The sequence below is a fragment of the Pseudoalteromonas umbrosa genome, from assembly GCF_030125375.1.
Classification (GTDB): domain Bacteria; phylum Pseudomonadota; class Gammaproteobacteria; order Enterobacterales; family Alteromonadaceae; genus Pseudoalteromonas; species Pseudoalteromonas umbrosa.
On sequence record NZ_JASJUU010000006.1, the window covers coordinates 210,147 to 230,372 of the forward strand.

Annotated in this window: 18 protein-coding genes; 12 read left to right on the forward strand and 6 right to left on the reverse strand. The window is 42.5% G+C overall.

What is annotated here, in order from left to right; all coding sequences use genetic code 11:
- Positions 1-36: 36 nt before the first annotated feature.
- From QNM16_RS19365 to QNM16_RS19375, 3 genes are all read right to left on the reverse strand, one after another.
- Positions 37-4,254: a DEAD/DEAH box helicase gene (locus tag QNM16_RS19365; RefSeq protein ID WP_284021973.1), complete on the reverse strand. Its 4,218-nt coding sequence runs from the start codon at positions 4,252-4,254 to the stop codon at positions 37-39.
- Between the two features lie 74 nt (positions 4,255-4,328).
- A complete protein-coding gene (locus tag QNM16_RS19370) occupies positions 4,329-4,838 on the reverse strand; it encodes a GNAT family N-acetyltransferase (protein WP_284021974.1) in 510 nt (169 codons plus the stop codon).
- A gap of 85 nt (positions 4,839-4,923) precedes the next feature.
- Positions 4,924-5,328 (reverse strand): hypothetical protein, encoded by a 405-nt coding sequence (locus QNM16_RS19375; RefSeq protein ID WP_284021975.1) that lies wholly within the window; start codon positions 5,326-5,328, stop codon positions 4,924-4,926.
- 126 nt (positions 5,329-5,454) lie between these two features.
- Between QNM16_RS19375 and QNM16_RS19380 the strand changes: the two genes are divergently transcribed.
- Positions 5,455-6,240 carry an AraC family transcriptional regulator gene (locus tag QNM16_RS19380; RefSeq protein WP_284021976.1) on the forward strand — a complete coding sequence of 262 codons (786 nt, stop codon included), beginning with the start codon at positions 5,455-5,457 and terminating at the stop codon, positions 6,238-6,240.
- Positions 6,241-6,259: 19 nt separating this feature from the next.
- Here the strand turns inward: QNM16_RS19380 and nfi are convergent, their stop codons facing one another.
- Both nfi and QNM16_RS19390 read right to left on the reverse strand, forming a co-directional pair.
- A complete protein-coding gene (nfi, locus tag QNM16_RS19385) occupies positions 6,260-6,931 on the reverse strand; it encodes a deoxyribonuclease V (RefSeq protein WP_284021977.1) in 672 nt (223 codons plus the stop codon).
- A gap of 138 nt (positions 6,932-7,069) precedes the next feature.
- On the reverse strand, positions 7,070-8,239 hold the full coding sequence (locus tag QNM16_RS19390) for a porin (RefSeq protein ID WP_284021978.1): 1,170 nt from the start codon (positions 8,237-8,239) through the stop codon (positions 7,070-7,072).
- Between the two features lie 84 nt (positions 8,240-8,323).
- On the opposite strand from QNM16_RS19390, the gene QNM16_RS19395 reads away from it, so the two are divergent.
- From QNM16_RS19395 to QNM16_RS19435, 9 genes are all read left to right on the forward strand, one after another.
- Positions 8,324-10,207 (forward strand): methyl-accepting chemotaxis protein, encoded by a 1,884-nt coding sequence (locus QNM16_RS19395; protein ID WP_284021979.1) that lies wholly within the window; start codon positions 8,324-8,326, stop codon positions 10,205-10,207.
- Positions 10,208-10,288: 81 nt separating this feature from the next.
- Positions 10,289-10,741, forward strand: coding sequence for a YaiI/YqxD family protein (locus QNM16_RS19400; protein ID WP_284021980.1), 453 nt, complete (start codon positions 10,289-10,291; stop codon positions 10,739-10,741).
- Positions 10,742-10,894: 153 nt separating this feature from the next.
- Complete coding sequence (locus QNM16_RS19405) at positions 10,895-11,377, forward strand: GNAT family N-acetyltransferase (RefSeq protein WP_284021981.1); 483 nt, start codon at positions 10,895-10,897, stop codon at positions 11,375-11,377.
- An 18-nt stretch (positions 11,378-11,395) separates the two neighbouring features.
- The gene (locus QNM16_RS19410; protein WP_284021982.1) at positions 11,396-11,881 is read left to right on the forward strand and encodes a GNAT family N-acetyltransferase; all 486 of its coding nucleotides are present in this window, start codon (positions 11,396-11,398) and stop codon (positions 11,879-11,881) included.
- Positions 11,878-12,297 (forward strand): VOC family protein, encoded by a 420-nt coding sequence (locus QNM16_RS19415; protein WP_284021983.1) that lies wholly within the window; start codon positions 11,878-11,880, stop codon positions 12,295-12,297. Before QNM16_RS19410 ends, QNM16_RS19415 begins: the two co-directional genes overlap by 4 nt.
- 151 nt (positions 12,298-12,448) lie before the next feature.
- On the forward strand, positions 12,449-12,802 hold the full coding sequence (locus QNM16_RS19420) for a hypothetical protein (RefSeq protein WP_284021984.1): 354 nt from the start codon (positions 12,449-12,451) through the stop codon (positions 12,800-12,802).
- Positions 12,803-13,067: 265 nt separating this feature from the next.
- On the forward strand, positions 13,068-14,246 hold the full coding sequence (locus tag QNM16_RS19425; RefSeq protein ID WP_284021985.1) for an efflux RND transporter periplasmic adaptor subunit: 1,179 nt from the start codon (positions 13,068-13,070) through the stop codon (positions 14,244-14,246).
- Positions 14,247-14,259: 13 nt separating this feature from the next.
- The gene (locus tag QNM16_RS19430) at positions 14,260-17,400 is read left to right on the forward strand and encodes an efflux RND transporter permease subunit (RefSeq protein ID WP_284021986.1); all 3,141 of its coding nucleotides are present in this window, start codon (positions 14,260-14,262) and stop codon (positions 17,398-17,400) included.
- Positions 17,401-17,466: 66 nt separating this feature from the next.
- The gene (locus tag QNM16_RS19435; protein ID WP_284021987.1) at positions 17,467-17,772 is read left to right on the forward strand and encodes an Mpo1-like protein; all 306 of its coding nucleotides are present in this window, start codon (positions 17,467-17,469) and stop codon (positions 17,770-17,772) included.
- Here QNM16_RS19435 and QNM16_RS19440 read toward each other — a convergent pair.
- Positions 17,762-18,685: a DMT family transporter gene (locus tag QNM16_RS19440; protein WP_284021988.1), complete on the reverse strand. Its 924-nt coding sequence runs from the start codon at positions 18,683-18,685 to the stop codon at positions 17,762-17,764. The two genes, QNM16_RS19435 and QNM16_RS19440, sit on opposite strands and share 11 nt — an antisense overlap.
- 248 nt (positions 18,686-18,933) lie before the next feature.
- Between QNM16_RS19440 and QNM16_RS19445 the strand changes: the two genes are divergently transcribed.
- Both QNM16_RS19445 and QNM16_RS19450 read left to right on the forward strand, forming a co-directional pair.
- Complete coding sequence (locus tag QNM16_RS19445; RefSeq protein WP_284021989.1) at positions 18,934-19,284, forward strand: hypothetical protein; 351 nt, start codon at positions 18,934-18,936, stop codon at positions 19,282-19,284.
- A 137-nt stretch (positions 19,285-19,421) separates the two neighbouring features.
- Positions 19,422-19,760 carry a hypothetical protein gene (locus QNM16_RS19450; RefSeq protein ID WP_284021990.1) on the forward strand — a complete coding sequence of 113 codons (339 nt, stop codon included), beginning with the start codon at positions 19,422-19,424 and terminating at the stop codon, positions 19,758-19,760.
- Positions 19,761-20,226: the final 466 nt, after the last annotated feature.

Genomic DNA, 20,226 nt, shown 5'->3' on the forward strand with positions numbered 1-20,226 from the left:
ACAGCCTGCTCTTTCAAAGCGTATATTGAAAGGGTTTTAGAGGGTATCTTTAAGTAGTTCTAGCACTTCTTTTACTGAGAGTTTGTAAGTTGTATCTTGGCCGCTCAATAGCTGCTGCGCTAAGTCGCGCTTTTGCTCATGCATGGCAATGATCTTCTCCTCTATGGTTTGCTGTGCGATCAAGCGATAAATGGTTACAGGTCGAGATTGTCCAATACGATGTGCTCTATCTGATGCCTGTGCTTCAACCGCTGGATTCCACCAAGGATCCATGTGTATCACATAATCCGCAGCCGTGAGGTTAAGCCCTGAGCCGCCTGCTTTGAGACTAATTAAGAATACCTCACCTTCGCCGCGTTGAAATGCATTAACACGTGCTTGGCGCTGCGCCGCAGGCGTTGAACCATCTAAATATTGATAGTTCACATCGCGTGTCTTTAAGTGTTGCGCTAGCAGCTGTAAATGGCCCACAAACTGGCTGAAGATCAGTGCTTTGTGGCCATTTTCTCTCAACTCTTGTAATAGCTGATCTAATTTGTTTAATTTGGCACTGCTTAAACCCAATTCTGGGGCTACTAAGTTGGGGTTACAGCAGACTTGGCGCAGTTTGGTCAACTCAGCTAGCATCGCAAGGTGTTGAGAGCCCGAATCTTGTTGCTCATTGGCCTGTGCGATATTGGCAATGGCGTTTTGACGCAGTGCCTCGTAGAGGGTTTGCTCTTCATCACTAAGTTGGATCGGGACATTGATTTCTGTCCTTGGCGGCAGCTCCGTTAGCACCTGATGTTTCATGCGTCTTAAAATGAACGGTTGCAATAAGGTTTTTAAGTTTTGCTGTGCATAGCGCGCCGCAATTGGTTTGTCTTCTTTGCTCTCTATGGGTTGGATGAACCGTTCAGAAAAGCGCTTGAGATTACCCAATAGCCCGGGGTTAACAAAGCGAAATAATGACCATAATTCTACCAAGTTATTCTCAATAGGCGTGCCTGTGGTGATCATTTTAAACTGCCCTTTGAGTGCACAGGCTGCTTTGGCGCGCTGTGACAGCGGGTTTTTGATGGCTTGTGCTTCATCTGCCACGATACAAGACCAATTAATACTTTTGAGCAGTTCAATGTCGCGCACTAATAATCCATAACTGATGATCACGACATCCTGCGTTTTGAGTTGCGCAAACAATGCTGTTCGGGCGTCACCGGCACCATAGTGTGACAGTAATTTTAATCTGAGTGTGGGGGCAAATTTCGTTGCTTCTTGCTGCCAATTAAAGCATACCGAAGTCGGCGCGATGATTAAGCTGGGCCCTTCTTTTGCCCTTGCGAGTAGCACAGCCAGAGATTGCAGTGTTTTACCTAGACCCATGTCATCGGCAAGACACGCACCCGCTCCCCAATGCGCTAGACGCATGGCCCAATCAAAGCCCGTATGCTGATAATCGCGCAGGGTTGCGTTTAAATCAGCTGGTGGGGTTACTTTAAGCGTATTGGCCTGATACATTTTTTGTGATTGCTCTTCCCAAGCAGGCAGGGTTTTCATGCGCATACCTGTGACAGCTTCAGAGACGATTGGGCTAGCAAGCGGGTGAAAGCGACCTTGCTCTGTACTTTGATTGAGCTGTACTAACTTTTCATGTAAGGCGTGAGACAGTGCGACGACCTGCTGTCCACTGAGCTCGATAAATCTGCCATGGCTTTGTTCAACCAGTTTTAGTAGTTCTTTAAGTTCGATGACTTGTTGGTCATTTATTTTTAGCTCACCATTTAGGTCAAACCATTGGTTTTTCTTTGAGATGGCCAGCTGCAAATGTTGTGATTCTAAAGGCTTCGATAAACTGATTTTTTTCCCTTTGGGCCAGCGAATTTTAACCTGTAGGGGCGGTGAATTTTGCAAGCCTAGTTCTAACTGTTCAAGGGCACAAAGTGCATCTTGTAAATCAGCAATGCACAAGCGGTTATCAGCCATGGCTAAAAAGGCAGGACAATGAGTATCTAAGCTGTCGAGCAGCTCTTGTTCTTGCGCTAAGTTGCGTTTCGTGGCTATTCGCTTACCTTCAATTTCAGCACTGATACTTGCATTGCCAACACCTGGATGGAATGCGGGTCCCAAGTCACCAAATGGCATACTCAGGCAATGAAACTCTAGTCCTTGTTGATAAGGGCTAACATTAATGATGAGATGAGCTTGCGGCTCAACCGTTTCTAACCCGATCTCTATGTCGCTTACTTGAGAGGCAATATTCAGTAGCGGCGCAATAGCTGCGATGCTGGCAATCAATTTTGGTTTGGCTTGTTTTGGAATAAGTAAGCCATTTTCACCAATGATGTGCGCAATTTTAAGGTGTTGCTTATCAAAGTAAGTGAATACATATTGATGCGATGTTATGTGCTTTATGGCATAGACCGTTGAGTACTTTGCAAAATCTTCGGGTAAATCAGTCAAGCTAAGCAACAATTGCTCCCCACATGCTGTGATGGCGAGTTGTGCTGGAGACTCGATGATGTCCAGAGGTTCGTTCAAATCATTGGTAGTAAATACATTGGGTGCGAGTGCTGCCGCACGAAGCGCTTCAACGCTATTTAGGTGATAGGTGGTGTCTTGCCAATGTTTGTCTATTGACATGGCATCGATAACGGCCAAATCTGATGCCGTTAAATAGGTCAAATCTTGTTGATTTTGATATAGCGTCTCAAGCGGGATGGCTTTGCCTTTGCTCCAACCATGAGGTTGGCGTTTTTGCACTTTTGCTTGAAACGAAGCTTTACCATTGGCGATATCAAGTAGCCAAATCAAGCGTTCACTGGCTGTTGAGTCAGCGTTATCTGATAAGGCTTCTTTTGGCGCAAGCGCGAGCAATCTATCTAGGGCGAGATCCCATTCAGACTGCTGCTGAATAAGTGTTGCGAAGTTAAGACTCAGCTCGCTCTCTTTATGTCCGTTTGTCACAGAGGTGTATAACTGATCGGCAATGCCTGTGAATAAGCTCAATGTCGCGTTACTAAAAAAAGCGCGGCATGCTTGCAGCCTTTCAAGATGTTGCTCATTGAGCGATTGCTTACACCAGTGCAGCGCCAGTAGTGAAAAGAGCTGACAAGCGTAATAATCCAAAGGGCGATTTTGCAAGTCCCGTTCATGCTCTACAAACTGGCTAATAAAGGGGGCCGCAGTCAATAAAGATTCACTCAAGCACTCAAATAATTGGCCAATATAGTAATTTGTTTTATTCCCTTTTTTATCGGATAGCTGATTACTGGCAAGGGACATGGCTTGCTGAGTATGATCATTGTTACTTGACGCTGACGCTAAAAGGGCAATGAGGTGGAGCCAGCCAAAAATACCGTCTAAATAGGGTGCTTTCTTCTTGGAATATTTTTGCTGTGCTTGAAGCGCACTATTAAATTGCTGACATGCATGCTCGCTTTGATTGTTAAGCAGTAAAAAGCTAGCTTTCAGCTGCAGCGCATAACTGGTTATATCATTGGGTTTTATTAATTGTTGTGCTTGGTGTACATGGTTATCCAGTAACAAGGTTTCACTGAGCAAAAAGCGCAAGTTTCGATTATTTGGGCAGTGCTTTTGCGCTTGAATAAGCAGCTCAAGCGCAACATGGTTATTGATACCAAACTGTTTTTGGTTCGCAAGTAATGTTGCAAATGCTTGGTATTGCATCTCTTCTGGTAACTCAGCAAACGTATCCAGTTGGAATGGGTAAAAAACAAACTGCACCAGTGCACTGTTATTTTGTGTGTTGACTATTTGCGGGTTTTTGTGAAAAGCCAATCGTGCTTTTGCTTTAGGTAGCTGGCCAAGTAACAAAAAGTCGCGAGTGAGACGGTTTTCATCTTCTGGGTCTCGCTCCCACTCGTAGGCATTGAGCACCGGGATAAACTCTTCTGCATATTTTAATATCGGTAACAATCGCCCAAGCTTTTGTGCATGCTGAATTACATGGTTAGCGATAAGTGGGTTTATTCGCACATTGAGGTGCTCAATAATAGCCAGCTGCTTTGCTTCTAATAGCGTTGTCAGTTCTGAGCTAAGTGCAGAAACAGGCCTACCTTGTGCGATGACTTTTCGCTCTGTTAAACGCTTTAATATTTGCTTTATTTTTATGGTAGACGCCGACTTAAAAACCACTGCAAGCACTTGCACCAGTGTTTGGTAGTCTTCATCAAGGGCTAAATAGTCTTGATAGAGTCGCTCTATGATGACATTGGTATCTGTTGTGAGAGTGAGTGGGCGATTAAGTGAGTGCAAGAGTATTCCTAAGCGTACAGACTGACGCAGGGAAAGTACCAAATGGTCGTCAATGTCACAAGCTTTATGAGGGACTAAAAGTGATAGACATAAAAGGCATTTTGTCCGTCTTTCGCTGTCGTATCGAGATGAAAGTGACACTTCTCAAGTGCACGAATAGAGCCTTTATTATGAGGGTCCACTCCAGCAAATACGGTTTTAATGCTGGTGGTGTATGCTAAATAAGTCATTAGCCCAGACAAAAGCTCGCTGCCAAAGCCCTGTCCCCAAGCTTGTTCAGCGATCAAATACCCTATGTGTGCTGTGTCACCAGAGCGGTGGAATAAGGTTAATCCAATTGGCAGAGTGCGGTCTTTGAGTGTGGTTTCTCTGCTCATCGCTATGAATATGTCTGCTTCTTTAAGCTTGTCACTGAGCCATTGCACTGCGTGCTCATCTAGCGGTGGTGATTGCCACTCTTTAGGTAAAAATGCAGTGACAGCAGGGGTGAGTATGTGCGTAATTTGCTGAGCATGATTTGGCTTTGATAATAAAGATTGGCAATGATATACACAGAGTCTTTGCGTAGTGAATAAAGAGGACATCTGTTTAGCTCTCCAAAAGCGGCAGTATCAGTGCCGCAAGCTTGGTTTATTAATAAAGGTTAGTTACTTTCTGACTTTAATGCACTTATTGTTGAGATTGCTTAAACGCCATCATTTTTTGGTGACCTGTTAGTGCAGGGCCTGCGAGGGCTTTTAATAGTAGGCTGCCTACGTAAATGAAGAGGGCGCTCACCAATGCATCCAAAAACCAGGCTATAGGTATTGTTGTTACCCCTAAAAAGTCAGGCATATTTTGCAGCGCGGGTAAGGTTGCTTGCTGAGTGAGTGCATGCAGCGCTAAGGCGGCCCAAAAACCAAAACAGTATGGGCAATGCCAAGCTTCATAAAGGTAAGCAAGTGGCTTAGGGAGTTTATCGACGAGCGTGTTAAACCACGTTCCCCAATCAGGCAGCTTTTCCCAGATCAGAATATGTAATGTCAGTCCCATCAAAGCAATGGAAAAGTTTATTGTCATTGGAGAGTCAACCATAATATACCTCTAAATATGCGTGTTTTAATATGTGGGCTATTCTAGAGCTAAATTTATTGGACGATAATTGATAGAATTTAGTAAAAATCGGCTTTTTTTAAGCTTTTCAAAAAGTGGGGTAACAGTATGCATGCATTGGCCGTTGGCGAGGCGTTTTTTGAGACGCTAACAGAGCAAAAGCATGACTCACATGCGGAATGTGTACTGACTTTTATCGTATCTGGTGAAATGACCATTGCCCATCGCCTGCCTTATCACATTAAGCCTGGCTCATTTAATATTGTGCCGCCAGGCGTTCCTCATACGCTGTTAACAGGTGAAAACCTGCAGGTTTTATGGCTGAGTTTTTGCCCTGATTGCTTGGGTTTAGCCGACAGTGATTTACTGACTTCTTTTGAGCAGGTGAAAAAAGGCGTGTTGCCCGTGAAAGCGGCGAGCTTGGACCGGCATGCCTTCATTTCAACTCTATTTTATGAACTGATTGCGGCTCAACAACAAAAACTGAGCCTTGAAGTGCAGCGCAGCTTTGTTGTTTTGTTGTTGAATGAGCTCAGTTTGGCTGTCTCGTGTGGCGCAAATTCTTCGCAATATAACGAGAAGGTTGAAAAGGCGCTCACGTTCATACAAGCCAATTATTTACGATCTATTGGACTCAATGAAGTAAGTGAGGCGGTTCATGTGACGCCTCCTTATCTTGCCCAATTGTTTAAACAAGAAACGGGGCATACGGTTGGTCAATGGATCACACAAAAGCGCTTATCGCAGGCGTGTACACAGCTGCTACATACTTCACAGCCTGTCAGTCATTTAGCAGAAACACTTGGGTGGAGTGATACCACCCACTTTATTCGCCAATTCAAAAAATATATTGGTCAAACGCCTGCTGCATGGCGAAAAAATCAAAAACGCTAGTGTGATAATTTATGGGTGTTTAAGCCTTCAGTGCTTTTAAGCTGCGATTGACCAGTTGATCCGCTTGTCGAGTAGTTTCTGGCAAACGGTATTTGGGAGTGAGCTTTTCAATCCATTGCACAGCTGTTTCAATACTTATTTTATGCCCCACCGAGACAAAAACCGGTTTGATATCTTTTTGCGTGCGCAGCACCTTGCCGATAATAGTCTCATCATGCATTAAATCAGACATGCTGCCCTTGCATGCACCCGGCGTTTCATACTCACCGATCAGCTTGGTTTTACCACAACCAATAGTGGGAATATCTAAAAGCACACCAAGGTGGCTTGCCATACCAAAACGCTTAGGGTGTGCGATGCCTTGCCCATCACAGACGATTAAATCTGGCAACATCGAAAGTTTTTTTATGGCATTGATTAACGGGGGGATTTCACGAAAAGAAAATAACCCTGGTATATAAGGAAAGCTGATGGTCTCTACCACACTACATGACTCGATGACTTGCAGTGTTTTTGCGTCTAATAGTACCACTGCGCCAACCACTTGGTCATTGTCTTCATCATAGGCAACATCCACGCCTGCGATTGTATCAATCTCATTGAATTGATCAGTCATAATGACGGTATTGGCTAAAGATGTTTGAATTTGCAATGCGTCTTCTTGTGTTGTGGGTGCGTCGTATTGGATCATGCTGATGATTTATGTTGGTATTGATGATTTGAATATGATGGGGCGTAAAATATGATTATCAATAGTTTATGTGACTTTTTTGATCTATGAATGGATAAAAGAACCCCTGTATCGTGAGTAACAGAGGCTCTTTGGGTTCTAGTAATTTATCGACGTTCTAAAGTCATATCTGAAGCCAACGGACAAAGAGTCAAAATCTTGGTCGTTCGTATACGACTTGGTGAGGTATTCAAGGTGTACGCGCAGCGGTGGCGTTGGCATCCATTCTAAAGTGACGTTGTAACCATCGTAGCTCTGATTAGCTGGGTCGTTATCACTGTAACCGTCGTCAAAATCAAAAAATCCTGCTTTTAGCTTATAAAACTCTGTCAGTTTATAAGCAAAAGAAAGATCAAGTGTTGAGCCATCTCTGTCTGCGATATTGTTTCTTTCATACGTTTTATCTTGATAGGCGATTGCAGCGTAAAAGCGGTCTGTAAAATCATAGGCTACTGAGCCTGCCCAGATGGAGTTTTCTCCTTGCCTGACTTGCTGGTCGTAGACATCATTCATTTGGTAGGTGATTGCAGCATGTAGCCCATCTTTATCATAGCTGACACCAGCATTGAACAAGTCTGCATAGTTTTCGTTATTTGCTCCATCGTACTGTGCAACAGCTACAAAAGTAATAGGACCACTGTCAAGGCGGTAACTGAGCAAGTTGTCAACGAAAAATAGGCTTTCGTTATCATAGGCGTAAGGACTGTTTGCATGATTAAAAATATCGACGTATTCAGCAATAAACAAGTACTGCGCAGGTCGCTGTTTACCAATCCCAAAGCGCCCGACGGGGGTAACTAGGGCGGTGTAGGCGCGACGAGAGCGGCCAAACTCACCGGTATTTTGAATGTCGATACTCCACTCACCATGTAGTTCTGCGGCCCAGTCATCATTAAATCTGTGGGTGGCTTTGATCCCCGCGTGGGATAATGCGTCACGCACATCGTATGTATCTTCGCCGTTGTCTTCGATGCGTCCATAGGTTGGGCGCATGGTCGCATAGACCTCAACCTTATGCGTTACAGGTTTTTCTGCCGCTTTTGGTACAGGTTTTGGTGCTGTTTTGGCGGTGGCGGTAGGTTGTCTGGTGTCTGCTGGTTTTTCAGGTTCTGGGTGCTGCGCAGTAAATCGTCGTTTGAGTTCCGCAAGCTGGGCTTCAAGTGCCTTAATGTCATCCATGGTGACGGGACGGTTATCATTTGCAATCACCGGATATGCAAATGACGTAGATAGCAAAAGAGCAAATAAAGAACGGCTCGCTGTTTTCATAGTCTTTAAACCAATTAGTTGCGATAAAGCGAATTATAGACAACACTTTGCGATGTTGACTGATTTTTTTTCTGGCGAGTAACTATGAAGATTAGAACCAAGTTTTCAGTCGCTTCTGCGCTGGTGGTGTTTATCATCATTATTGTATTCAGCGGCTCTACTTACTGGTTTATCAATGATTCAATGAAGCAAAAAACGGCTGCTTATGTGGGAGACACTACTCAGCTGCTGGCGATCAGCATTAATAACTGGCTGTCGAAAAAAGCCTCACAAGTACACTTAGTAAAGACACAGTTAGATGTTGAATTTAGTGTAGAAAATTTTCAGCAAGCGTTAAACACGCCTTATTTTAGCACCTCATTCCTATTGGCGTTTGGTACTGTGGATACGGAAACAGGACTTAGGTCAAACAACCCAAACCGTCAGAATCCTCCTGGTGTGGACTTTCGCCAACGTCCTTGGTATTCATTGGCAAAACAAAAAGGGAAAACGGTTTTCACTAGCCCTTATGTGGATGCGGCAACGGGTGAGCTATTACTTTCGGTAGTGTCTCCAATCAATTATCAAGGCCAGTTTAAAGGCGTGATCGGTGGAGACCTAAGCTTAACGACCATCGCTAACAGTATCAATGCGGTTGACTTTGACGAAACTGGATTTGCATTTTTAGTGGATAAGCAAGGAGAAATCATTTCTCATCAGCAAAAAGATTTAAATGGCAAAACGTTACGTGACATTTCGCCTAATCTTTCTCTGGCTCAGTCAAAAACAGTGATTGAAGTAGAAGTCGGTGGTGAAGACAAAATCATGTATTACTACCCACTGGATGATCAGTATGGTAATGCATGGTATTTGGCGGTAATGCTTGATAAAGACAAAGTTTATCAAGTGCTCAACAAGATGACATTGAATACGATTGTTTTGGCAATCATTGCCGTTGTGTTAGGGTCATTAACAATCAGAACGCTCGCGATACACCTTTTAAAACCACTAAAAGAGTTAGAAGCTGCCATTACCAACATCGCATCGGGTAGTGGTGATTTGACTCAGCGTTTAACCATTAAAAATGATGATGAGTGCGGTAAGGTCGCGCAGCAGTTTAATATATTTTTAGGGTCGCTCCATCAGTTAGTCTCACAAGTGAAACATGGTACCGATATTGTGGTATCAAGTAGTGAAGCAGCCCGAGAATTGGCGACTCAATCAAGCTCTCGTTTACAAGAGCAGGTCGGATTGGTAGAAAGTTTAGCAACAGCTATGCATGAGATGAGTACAACCTCCGGTGAAATAGCGGGTAGTGCTCAAAATGCGGCCAGCTCTATTACCACGGTTAATGACAAAACTAGAGATGGTCAGCAGGTCTTTTTAGAAACAAAAAAAGAGATTTCCGCGTTATCTGAGGAGATAAACGAGTCCCATGCAATGAGTACGCAACTTGCTGAATACAGTCATAGCATCGAAAATATATTATCCGTAATTAATGGTATTGCTGAGCAAACAAACTTACTGGCGCTTAACGCCGCGATTGAAGCTGCAAGGGCTGGGGAGCAGGGTAGAGGATTTGCAGTTGTGGCCGATGAAGTGCGCTCGCTTGCGACCAAAACGCAAGAATCGACAACAGAAATTAAAAGTATGATTGAACAAATACAGGTCTCGTCAAATCAGGTGCAAAATGCCATGGGGGCAAGTCGAGACAAAACTTTGTTATGTGTTGAGCAAACAGAGCATGCGACGCAAATGCTGAATGAAATTTCTGAGTCGGTAAAAGACATCATGGATCGCAATATTCAAATTGCGACTGCGATTGAAGAGCAAAGTGTTGTCATTGAAGAGATAAATAAAAATACCGCGAATATCAATGATATTAGCGTTGAGGTTGATAATTTTTCTAGTCAGCAATACGAAGCGAGCCAAGAGCTTGCTTCGCAATCACACGAGCAAGAGGTACTGCTGTCTAAATTTACTTTATAGTATGGTGAGATGTTTTCAGCTGAGCCAAAAGCACGTATGATTTTGCTCAGTTGAAATAGTCAGTGATTGTAGGAGCAAATCATGGCCATATGGGTAGATGCAGACGCGTGCCCTGTCGTAATTCGAGAGATTTTGTTTCGTGCAGCGGTGCGCACTCAGGTGACGGTCACTTTGGTGGCAAATCAATATTTGAAAACACCACCGTCTCCTTATATTTGCAAGTTGCAGGTCAGTGCAGGCTTTGACGTTGCAGATAACGAAATCGTGAAGCGCATGAGCGCAGGAGACTTGGTGATCACCAGTGATATTCCTCTCGCGGCAGAAGTCATAGAAAAGGGCGGACTTGCACTAAGTACCCGAGGGGAAATGTATACCACTGAAAATATTCGTGCGCGTTTAAATATACGTGACTTTATGGATACGATGAGAAGTAGTGGTGTTCAAACCGGTGGGCCGCCGCCTTTGAGCCAAAGTGAGAAACAGCAATTTGCAAATTGTCTAGACCGGTGGCTGCAGCAACGCAAAACACAGTAAAATATAGCTTTATAGCCTGTTGATGATACAGGCTTACTTTTCTTATCCATTTGTCCTCTTTAATACCCACACTTGTATTGATCTTCGGTTCATTTTTTGTAAAGTAAGATGTCCAACCAATGAAGGGCACATAGTCTATCGAAGGAGAGTAATATGATAAGAGAGATGACACAGCAAGACTTTGTGACATTTTGGCCTGTGTTTAAAGAGATTATATTACAGCAAGAAACCTATGCATATCATCCTAATATGTCACAAGAAGAAGCTTACCAAATTTGGTGTGCGCAGCCATTAAAAGCGTTTGTGTATGTTGAAAATAAACAAGTATTAGGGACGTATTATATTAAGGCCAATGCGATGGGCCCCAGCGATCATATTTGCAACTGTGGTTATATGGTTTCACCGAAAGCCCGTGGTAAAGGGTTAGCAAGAAAACTATGTGAGCACTCACAGCTGCAGGCTGTGGCGCTTGGTTTTAAGGCGATGCAGTTTAACTCAGTTGTTTCGAGTAATGAAATTGCGGTTTCGCTTTGGAAAAAGTTGGGGTATGAGGTCATTGGTACTATTCCGAACGCTTATCGTCACCCTCACTTGGGGTTTGTTGATAGTTATATCATGTATAAGTGGTTGGCATAAAAATAGAAGGGGTCAATATTGAACAAGGAATTAGTGTTTTATTATTTAGCAGATAAACCGGAATACCTGCCTACAGTCGCCCGTTGGTATTACTCACAGTGGTGTGAGCAAAGTGGTCGCTACACTTTAGATCAGCTCACTGAAAAACTAAAAAATTCATTAAATAAAAATGCGTTACCAAAAGTTCTTATCGCGATGATAGGTAATCAGTTAGTTGCGGCTGCGGAACTAAAAATTCGAGAAATGGATGATTACCCACAATATGAACATTGGGTTGGTGGAGTGTATGTGGACGCGCAAATGAGAGGCATGCAGATTGGTAAAAGGCTGATGTCTTATGTTGTGTCGCAAGCGAAATTAGCGCAGATTAAAACGCTCTACTTGCAGACAGAGCAATTGGATGGCGGTTTATATAGTCAATTGGGCTTTGAGCCAATGTTTGAGACGCATTCAAAGGGCTATCATGTGGTTGTGATGAAAAAGTCACTGAGTTTGTCTGTATGATAACGGGTGTAAACCATATTACTTTGTCAGTATCAGATCTTATTTTGTCGATTGAATTTTATCGTTTGCTCGGCGCTAAAGCACATGTACGTTGGGAAAATGGTGCCTCTTTATCACTGGGCGATTTGTGGTTATGTTTATCTTTATGTGACATACCGTATAGCCCTTTAAGTACTAAAGGTGACTATACCCATATTGCTTTGAATGTAGATCGAGTTGAGCTAACGAACTTCCGCCGTAACATATCAGAGCTTAATATAAAGACTTGGCAAGAGAATCGCAGTGAAGGTGAATCGCTTTATATTCTTGACCCAGATGGACATAAGTTGGAGTTGCATGTGGGGTCATTGCAAAGTCGTCTTGATAGCTTAAAAGCCAAGCCATATCAAGGCCTCGTGTGGTACAACGAACTGTGAATAGCTATTACTGTTCGATTAATCACAAACAAAATCAATAATGTTATTACATAACAATGATTTAGATTTGTTTTTTTAGTCTTGACTTGATTGACTTTAATTCGGTCAATGATTATATTTACGACTAATTTATCATGCTAAGGTACTAGGTTTGAATTGTCGGATATTGGCTTATTGGGTGCTTGTGACCGTGATTGTATTGCAGTCGGTGTCTTTTGTGGCATCTCTATCCGATGTACATTTAGTTGATGTAAAGCACCTTCAGTCTACACATTCTCATCAACACGATCTTCAAGTAACTAATACAGTAGAATTCGATGAGCATGGTCATGCTATACAGGATTGCCATCATTGTGGCCATTGCTCTGGAAGTCATACTTCTTGGCTTAGCCGACACTGGCAAGAGGATGCTACGCTCATGACTTCTCTGGTTGTGGCGAATACACCCGATACACGTATCCGCAGAAGGGCGGAATCAAAATACAAACCTCCAATCTATTCTTAAATCCCCTTTTTTCACTTGTTCGCTTTGAATTTAGAGCGTGTTTAGTGAGCCATTAATTAGGCGTTTGTTCATAGCACATGTTTGCTGAGTATTGTGACATGTGTACAAATGACAAACATAATTTTAGCGCAAACAGTATGTTGCGTTATGTCCCACATCAGTGTGTACACCTATTTGGTAGGTGTGCAGTGAGCTGGTGCGTGACTTTTATCATCCAATACTAGAATGAGTTGAGTGTATTGGAGGGTAAATGGAGGTTTAAATTATGAATATTTTAAATACAAGGTATGTATTAGTGGTGGTAACTCTTACCGGGTTTTTTAGTTTTTCGGTGTGTGCATTAACAGCAGATCATGATCACGACCATCAAGAGGATAAGCACTATCATCACGTCGATGTAAACCTAGACAACGATGACACTCGTCAACATAAAAATGAATATGCGGTACTCAATGAAGAACAACGCCGTATCGTGGGTATTGAAATTGCTGAAGTCAAAAAAACTAATTACCAAGTAACTCAGTCTGCGTCAGCTGAAGTGAAAGCAAACGGCTATACCAGCTATATAGTCTCTCCTAGAACTGATTCTGTTGTGGTAAATCGTCATGTCACATTGGGAGATAAAGTATCTCAAGGTCAAAAATTGGTGACACTGTTTAGTCAAGAGGTGGCTAGCGCGCAAGCTGAATATCGGTTGGCGAGAAGTGAGTGGCTGAGAATGGCGAAACTGACAGGAACCGCGGTCAGTGAAAGCGAAAAGCTAGCAGGAAAAACCCGCTTTGATGCCGCCTACGGTCAGCTTATTGCTCTTGGGTTAAGTGATTCTGCGATTAAAAGCTTACATAGCTTAGCGAATGAGACCTTGGGTGAATACGCCTTGATTGCGCAGCAAGTTGGTGTGGTGCTCAATGACGACTTTTCACAAGGGCAGCGAGTTGAAGCAGGGTATGCGCTGATGATGCTAGCGGATGAAAGTACATTGTGGGTGGAGGCGAAGTTACCCGTTAAGGCAGATATAGACCCACACAATATAGACCAAGCCGAGGTGTTGTTTAAAGGCAGAAAGTACGCTGCCGAGGTTATCCAGCAAACTCATACAATCGATCCCATTACTCGCACCAAGGTGATCCGATTATCAGTAGATAACAAAGATGATGTGTTACATGCTGGTATGTTTGTTGAGGTGCAGTTAACAATGCACTCAACTGAGCAAGCTATGCTGGTGCCAGAGTCTGCTGTGGTCAGAGACCAAGCACAAAATTGGGTTGTGTTTGTAGAACAGAGCGATGGTGCATTGAAACCTGTTCAGATACGTTTAGGTGCTCAAATTGGAAAACATCGGGTGATTTATGGTTTAGATAGCCCCAGTCGATTAGCGGTTAGAGGTGCATTTTTTATCGCCTCAGAGCTAGCCAAAAGTAACTTTGACCCGCATAACCACTGATGGGAGCTCGTTTATGTTGAATTATATGATTTCATGGTCATTGAATAACCGCTATTTGATACTTGTTGGTGTACTCGCGCTTATGCTTGCAAGCATTACTGTGACACAAAAGTTATCACTCGATGCTTTTCCTGATGTAACAAACACTCAGGTAGTCATAAATACGGAAGCGCCCGGGCTAGGTGCAGATGAAGTTGAACAGTTGATCACTTACCCGATTGAAGCTGTGATGTATGCTTTACCGGATGTTGCTCAAGTGCGTTCTACATCAAAAACGGGGCTGTCAGGCGTAACTGTTGCTTTTAAAGAAGGGGTTGATATTTATTTTGCTAGACAGCTTGTTTTTGAACGGTTGCAGCAGGCTAAAGCGCAGATCCCCGTAGGTATAGGCATACCAGATATAGGCCCAAACACCTCAGGTCTTGGACAAATATTTCAATATTTAATCGTATCGGAGCCTGACTCTGGTTACGACACTATGGCACTGAGAAGTTTAAATGACTGGTTGGTAAAAATGATACTTATGCCAGTTGATGGCGTGACCGATGTATTGTCATTTGGCGGTGAGGTAAAGCAGTACCAAGTGAACCTTAATCCGCAGAAGTTACTCTCTTATGAACTTAGGCAGTCAGATATTCAAGCCGCGCTGGAAAAAAACAATGTGAACGCGGGTGGCTGGTATATGGAGAGAGGGCAAGAGCAGTTAGTGATCCGTGGGGCTGGATGGTTTGCCAGTGGTGAGAAAGGTCTAAAGCAAATTAGTAAAGTCCCAGTTAAAGTCATTGAGGGCACAACGATACATGTTGGCGACGTCGCAGATGTTAAGATCGGCGCTGAAATTCGACAAGGTGCGGTGACCATGACTCGGCGAAATAACCTTGGTGAAGTAGAGGTGATGGGTGAGGTTGTGTCAGGGATTGTACTCAAACGTACAGGTGCCAATAGTAAAGAAACCATTGATGCTATCTATGAAAGATTAGAGCGTTTAGAGCAAGCCTTACCGAAAGGTGTAAAAATTATGCCATTTTACGATCAGAGTGACTTAGTGGATAAGGCGGTAGAAACGGTTGCTAGTGCATTGGGTCTTGCATTTATATTTATCAGTCTTGTATTGACGTTATTTTTATTAAATTTAAGGGCGGCGCTATTGGTGCTGATATCCATTCCGTTGTCCATAGGTATGGCGCTAATGACAATGACGTGGCTTGGGATCTCGGCTAATTTAATGTCATTGGGTGGGTTAGCCATTGCTATTGGTATGCTAGTAGATGGCTCGGTAGTGATGGTTGAAAATATCGTTCGAAAGCTTCAAGAGCAAGGTGATGATATTAAAAATAACCAGAACAGTGTGTTATCCACTGTGTCCTTTGCAGCTAAAGAGGTGACACATTCTATTTTCTTTGCTTCTTTAGTTATTTTGCTGGTGTTTATGCCATTGTTCAGTTTTGAGGGCGTTGAAGCCAGAATGTTCGAACCTATGGCTATTAGCATCATGTTAGCGGTGGCGTTTGCTGTCATCGTTGCCTTGATCTTTGTCCCAGCGCTTGCCTGTATTGCTTATCGAAGTGGCATATCCATTCGACCTAATAAAGCTGCGGCTCGATTAGAGGCTATGTATCGAGCGTGTTTGGTTAAAGCGATGGATAAGCGTAAAGCTTTCATAGTCGCTGTAATCAGCTTGATATGTCTAAGCGCTTTTTTAGCGACTAAATTAGGTACTGAATTTGCGCCGGAGTTAGAAGAAGGCACGATTAATCTACGTGTTACGCTTGCATCATCGGCCAGTTTAGAAACGGCGCTTGAGGTTGCGCCAAAACTTGAAGCATATTTACTAGAGATACCTGAAGTCACTTACGCACTTAGTCGGATTGGCCGAGCGGAAATTGGCGGGGACCCAGAACCGGTTAATAATATAGAAATTTATATTGGGCTTAAACCAATTGAACAGTGGCAAAGTGCATCCAATCGCACTGAACTTCAAGCACTCATGAAGCATAAGCTGGCTGTGTTTCCCGGCATACAACTTAACTTCTCTCAGCCAATAGCAACACGGGTTGATGAACTGCTATCGGGTGTTAAAGCGCAATTGGCAGTTAAATTAATGGGGCCTGATTTAGATGTTCTGGCGCAAAAGGGAACGGAAGTGGAGGCCGTTATTCGACGAATCGAGGGGGCTGTAGATGTCGCGATGGAACAAGTTAATGGTGAGGCGCAACTTTTAATCACCCCAGACCGTCAGGCGCTAGCGAGATTTAATTTGACAGTATCAGATATTATGTCAGTGGTTAATGAAGGTGTCGGAGGCCAGCATGTGGGCCAAATTGTCAATGGTAATGAACGATATGACATATACCTGCGCTTAGACAAAGTATTTCGTAACAACCCCAAAGCAATATCAAATTTAATATTAGTTGCGCCGAGTGGAGAATGGGTGCGGCTAGGCGATGTCGCTCACGTGGCGATAACGACAGGCACACCACAAATTAGGCGAGACGATGTGCAAAGACGTGTCGTTATCGAGGCGAATATAGAGGGCCGAGACATGGGCAGTGTTGTATCTGATATTTATGAGCAAGTAGCAGAGCAGGTTGTTCTTCCTGCTGGTTACTCAGTCATGATTGGAGGACAGTTTGAGCGTCAACAGCGTGCTCAACAGAAGTTACTTATGATAGTGCCTTTATCGTTGATATTAATCAGCTTAATGCTGTTTTGTATTTTTCGTTCAGTTAGACAGGCTTTATTGATACTAATCACTATCCCACTAGCCGTTGTAGGTGGGGTGTGTGCGCTCTATTTTTCTGGCCTCTATCTATCAGTTGCTAGTTCCGTGGGATTTATTACCTTGTTTGGTGTAGCTATTTTAAATGGGGTCGTGATGGTAGAGAGCATTAATAAACAAGAACGTGATAAAGATATTTATAGTGCGGTGCTAAGTGGTGCAAGTGTGCGTATACGTCCAGTGTTGATGACTGCTATTACTTCAGCATTAGGTCTTATTCCTATGTTGTTATCACATGGAGTGGGAGCGGAGCTTCAAAAACCAATTGCAGCAGTTGTAATAGGGGGCTTGGTGAGCTCAACACTCTTAACGCTTATTATTATTCCAATCTTTTATCCGGCTTTTTCACGGCAAAAGTGGTTGAGTAATAGTTAAACGTAATAATTGATGATTAAATGTAAAGCTCACTATGTGAGCTTTACATTTAAAAGGGGCATAAGAATGGCAAGAAAATTTGAAAGCTTCCAAGCGTTTTATCAGTTTTATTTGCAAGAACATCAAAACAAGCATTGCCGCAGAATGCATTTTGCTGGTTCTTCGTTGGTTATAGCGATATTGATTGCTATGTTAATCACGCAATATTGGGCACTCTTACTTGCGCTGCCAATATGTGGCTATGGATTTGCGTGGTTTGGACATTTTTATTATGAACACAACAAACCGGCAACTTTTCAATATCCACTCTACAGCTTTTTTGCAGACTGGGTGATGTTCAAAGATATCATCACCCGAAAAGTTACGATTTAAGTTTTGTGGGCTTATTAAGCAAATAAACGGCGCTTAGAGCTAATAATACGCCACAAGACATGGTTAAACTTAGGTGTTCGTCGAAATACCATATCGACATGCCCATAGCAGTAACCGGCACAATGAAAATAAACGAGCTAGAACGACTCGGCCCTAATTGCTGAGTGGCAAAAAAGAAAATGCTGGTGGCGATACTAACCACAATAATTGACAGATACAGCATATGGTACCAGTAGGTACTTGAATAGTTTGCTATATTACTGATTGGAGATAAGTCATATGCGAATAGATAACTCAAAAGCATTGCCCAAAAATACATCAATGTGCTGAACGTCAGAAAGTCGCTAAATTTAGTACCTTGTTTACTGATAAGAGTTAAAAAAGCCCATGTTAAAGAGGCTAATAAGAAATAAGCGTTTCCCGATGCCAGTATTTGAGCGACATCAAAAAGCCAAATTTCAATCATAAAGAGCCCACCAACGACCCCCAATATACAGCCTATGAGTTGTGTGTTAGAAAGTGTGCTACGTAAAATCAAAGTACTAAGAATAATGGTAAATATAGGGTTTGTTGTGGTAACAAGCATGCCTCCTTTGCCTGGTAACCCGTCATGCAACCCTAAAAAGAAGAATTGATTATAGGCCGCCATCAATAAACCAGCAGGAATGGACCAAAATAAGGCTTGTCGAGAGAAAGTAAGTTTGTGCAACCGAGATTTATGCATCAGAAATAAAATAGGTGCCATACTAATGGTAGCCAGTGCGATACGATAAAAGACTGTGATTTCAGCGGGCGCCATATCTGCAATAATTTTTCCAGATATCCAACTTGAACCCCATACGAGCATTGCCATGATAAGCGCTAAAACGACCGTTGTATTCTTGGTAGTGTTTTGTAAAACCGCAGTAGACATTAATTTCCTCGATTATTGCAACATAATAAGCAACACACTGTGATGCACTACTAGTGTACATATTGAATTATGACTAAAGTTAAAGTAATGATTTTTATGATTTTATTTTTTATAAGAATATATTGGTTCTAGCTTCATAAAATCATAAGTACAAAAAGTAAGTCTATGTAGAGTATAAAGTAAACAGGGACGAGTTTATTACAATTGTGCCTGCGCGCATAGCTGGGCAGACAAATAAAGGAAATAATATGGCGTTATTAATGAGAGTGATGTTCCTGAGTTCACTTTTAGCCAGCAATGTCAGTAAAGCCAATTCATTTAACGATCACTTGCAAGTCGAGCAAATCATAAGAAACCACTTTAATTCATTAATTGCGAATAGTTTGCAAGAGCAGATTGAAGATGGCGGTAACATCAAGAAGAATAAAAAAGATGGAGAAACAGGTCAAGCAGAGGATATATCTATGCTGGATGTAAGGGTCATGTCAATTGAGGGAGCGTTGGCTTCTGTGCAGTTGATTATTGATGATGATGTTGAAGATATTTATTTAATAAAAAACCAATATGGTTCGTGGGAAATGAAAGGGGTGTTGCATTGAAACCGAAACAATACCTGTGACTCACTGAAATACAGCCCTTGATGGGTGATTACAATCTAGCTGTAATGCCCCGTAATTGCTTTTAATCTGAATCTCCCTATAGTTGCACATAGATTATTCAGTTTGAGGGAAACGCTATGGCTGCAAAAGTTACAGTTACATTCATTAATAAAACCAAAACGCCAATGTTTGCGTTTTTGTGCCAAGGGAAACAAATTTTAGCGCTAACTTTAACGCAAATATTTCCTGGATCGGCTTATAGATTATCTGAAGAGGTTGAACATTTGGAAGATCTACAAGTTGGATTTGGTCAGTCTTGGTCAGCAGCTGAACTGGAAATGAAGCTTGATGTTAAAAGAGGGATAACAGACTTCAATGTAACTTTAGACAATGAAGGCGCAATGGAGATCGTGACAAACGGTGACCTAAAATTAAAACGCAAACATTACTTTTATGACACTGCGATAGGCCATTAAGTGATAAAGCAATTCATAGCGGCTTTTTATAGTAAGTCTCCTGAATAGAGAGCGCAGTTTGAAGCCTGCGTTCATTTATTATTGATAATATCAGCTTCCTTTATATCCACATAATTTACCCACTTTGACGTAATCATTTTTATCTGCAAACTACCTCTTTTGCTTTGTATAAAAAATTTTATAAAAAGGCTTGACCAAACATTTTAAGTCCCTATAATGCGCACCCACTGACACGGCGGGATGCGAGAGAAAACGCAAACCAAAGTGAAGGTTAAAGCCAAACTGAAAGATTAACTTTTTTCGAAAGAAAGAAAATTAAATTTTCTAGTTGACTTTAAAAGTGAGGCGGTTAATATGGCGCTCCACTTCGCAGCAACGCTGCGGTAGCTAACCAAGGGTTAGTTACACTGTTCTTTAAAAATATGAAGCAATCATCTGTGTGGGCACTCGTACAGATTGAGTTCTA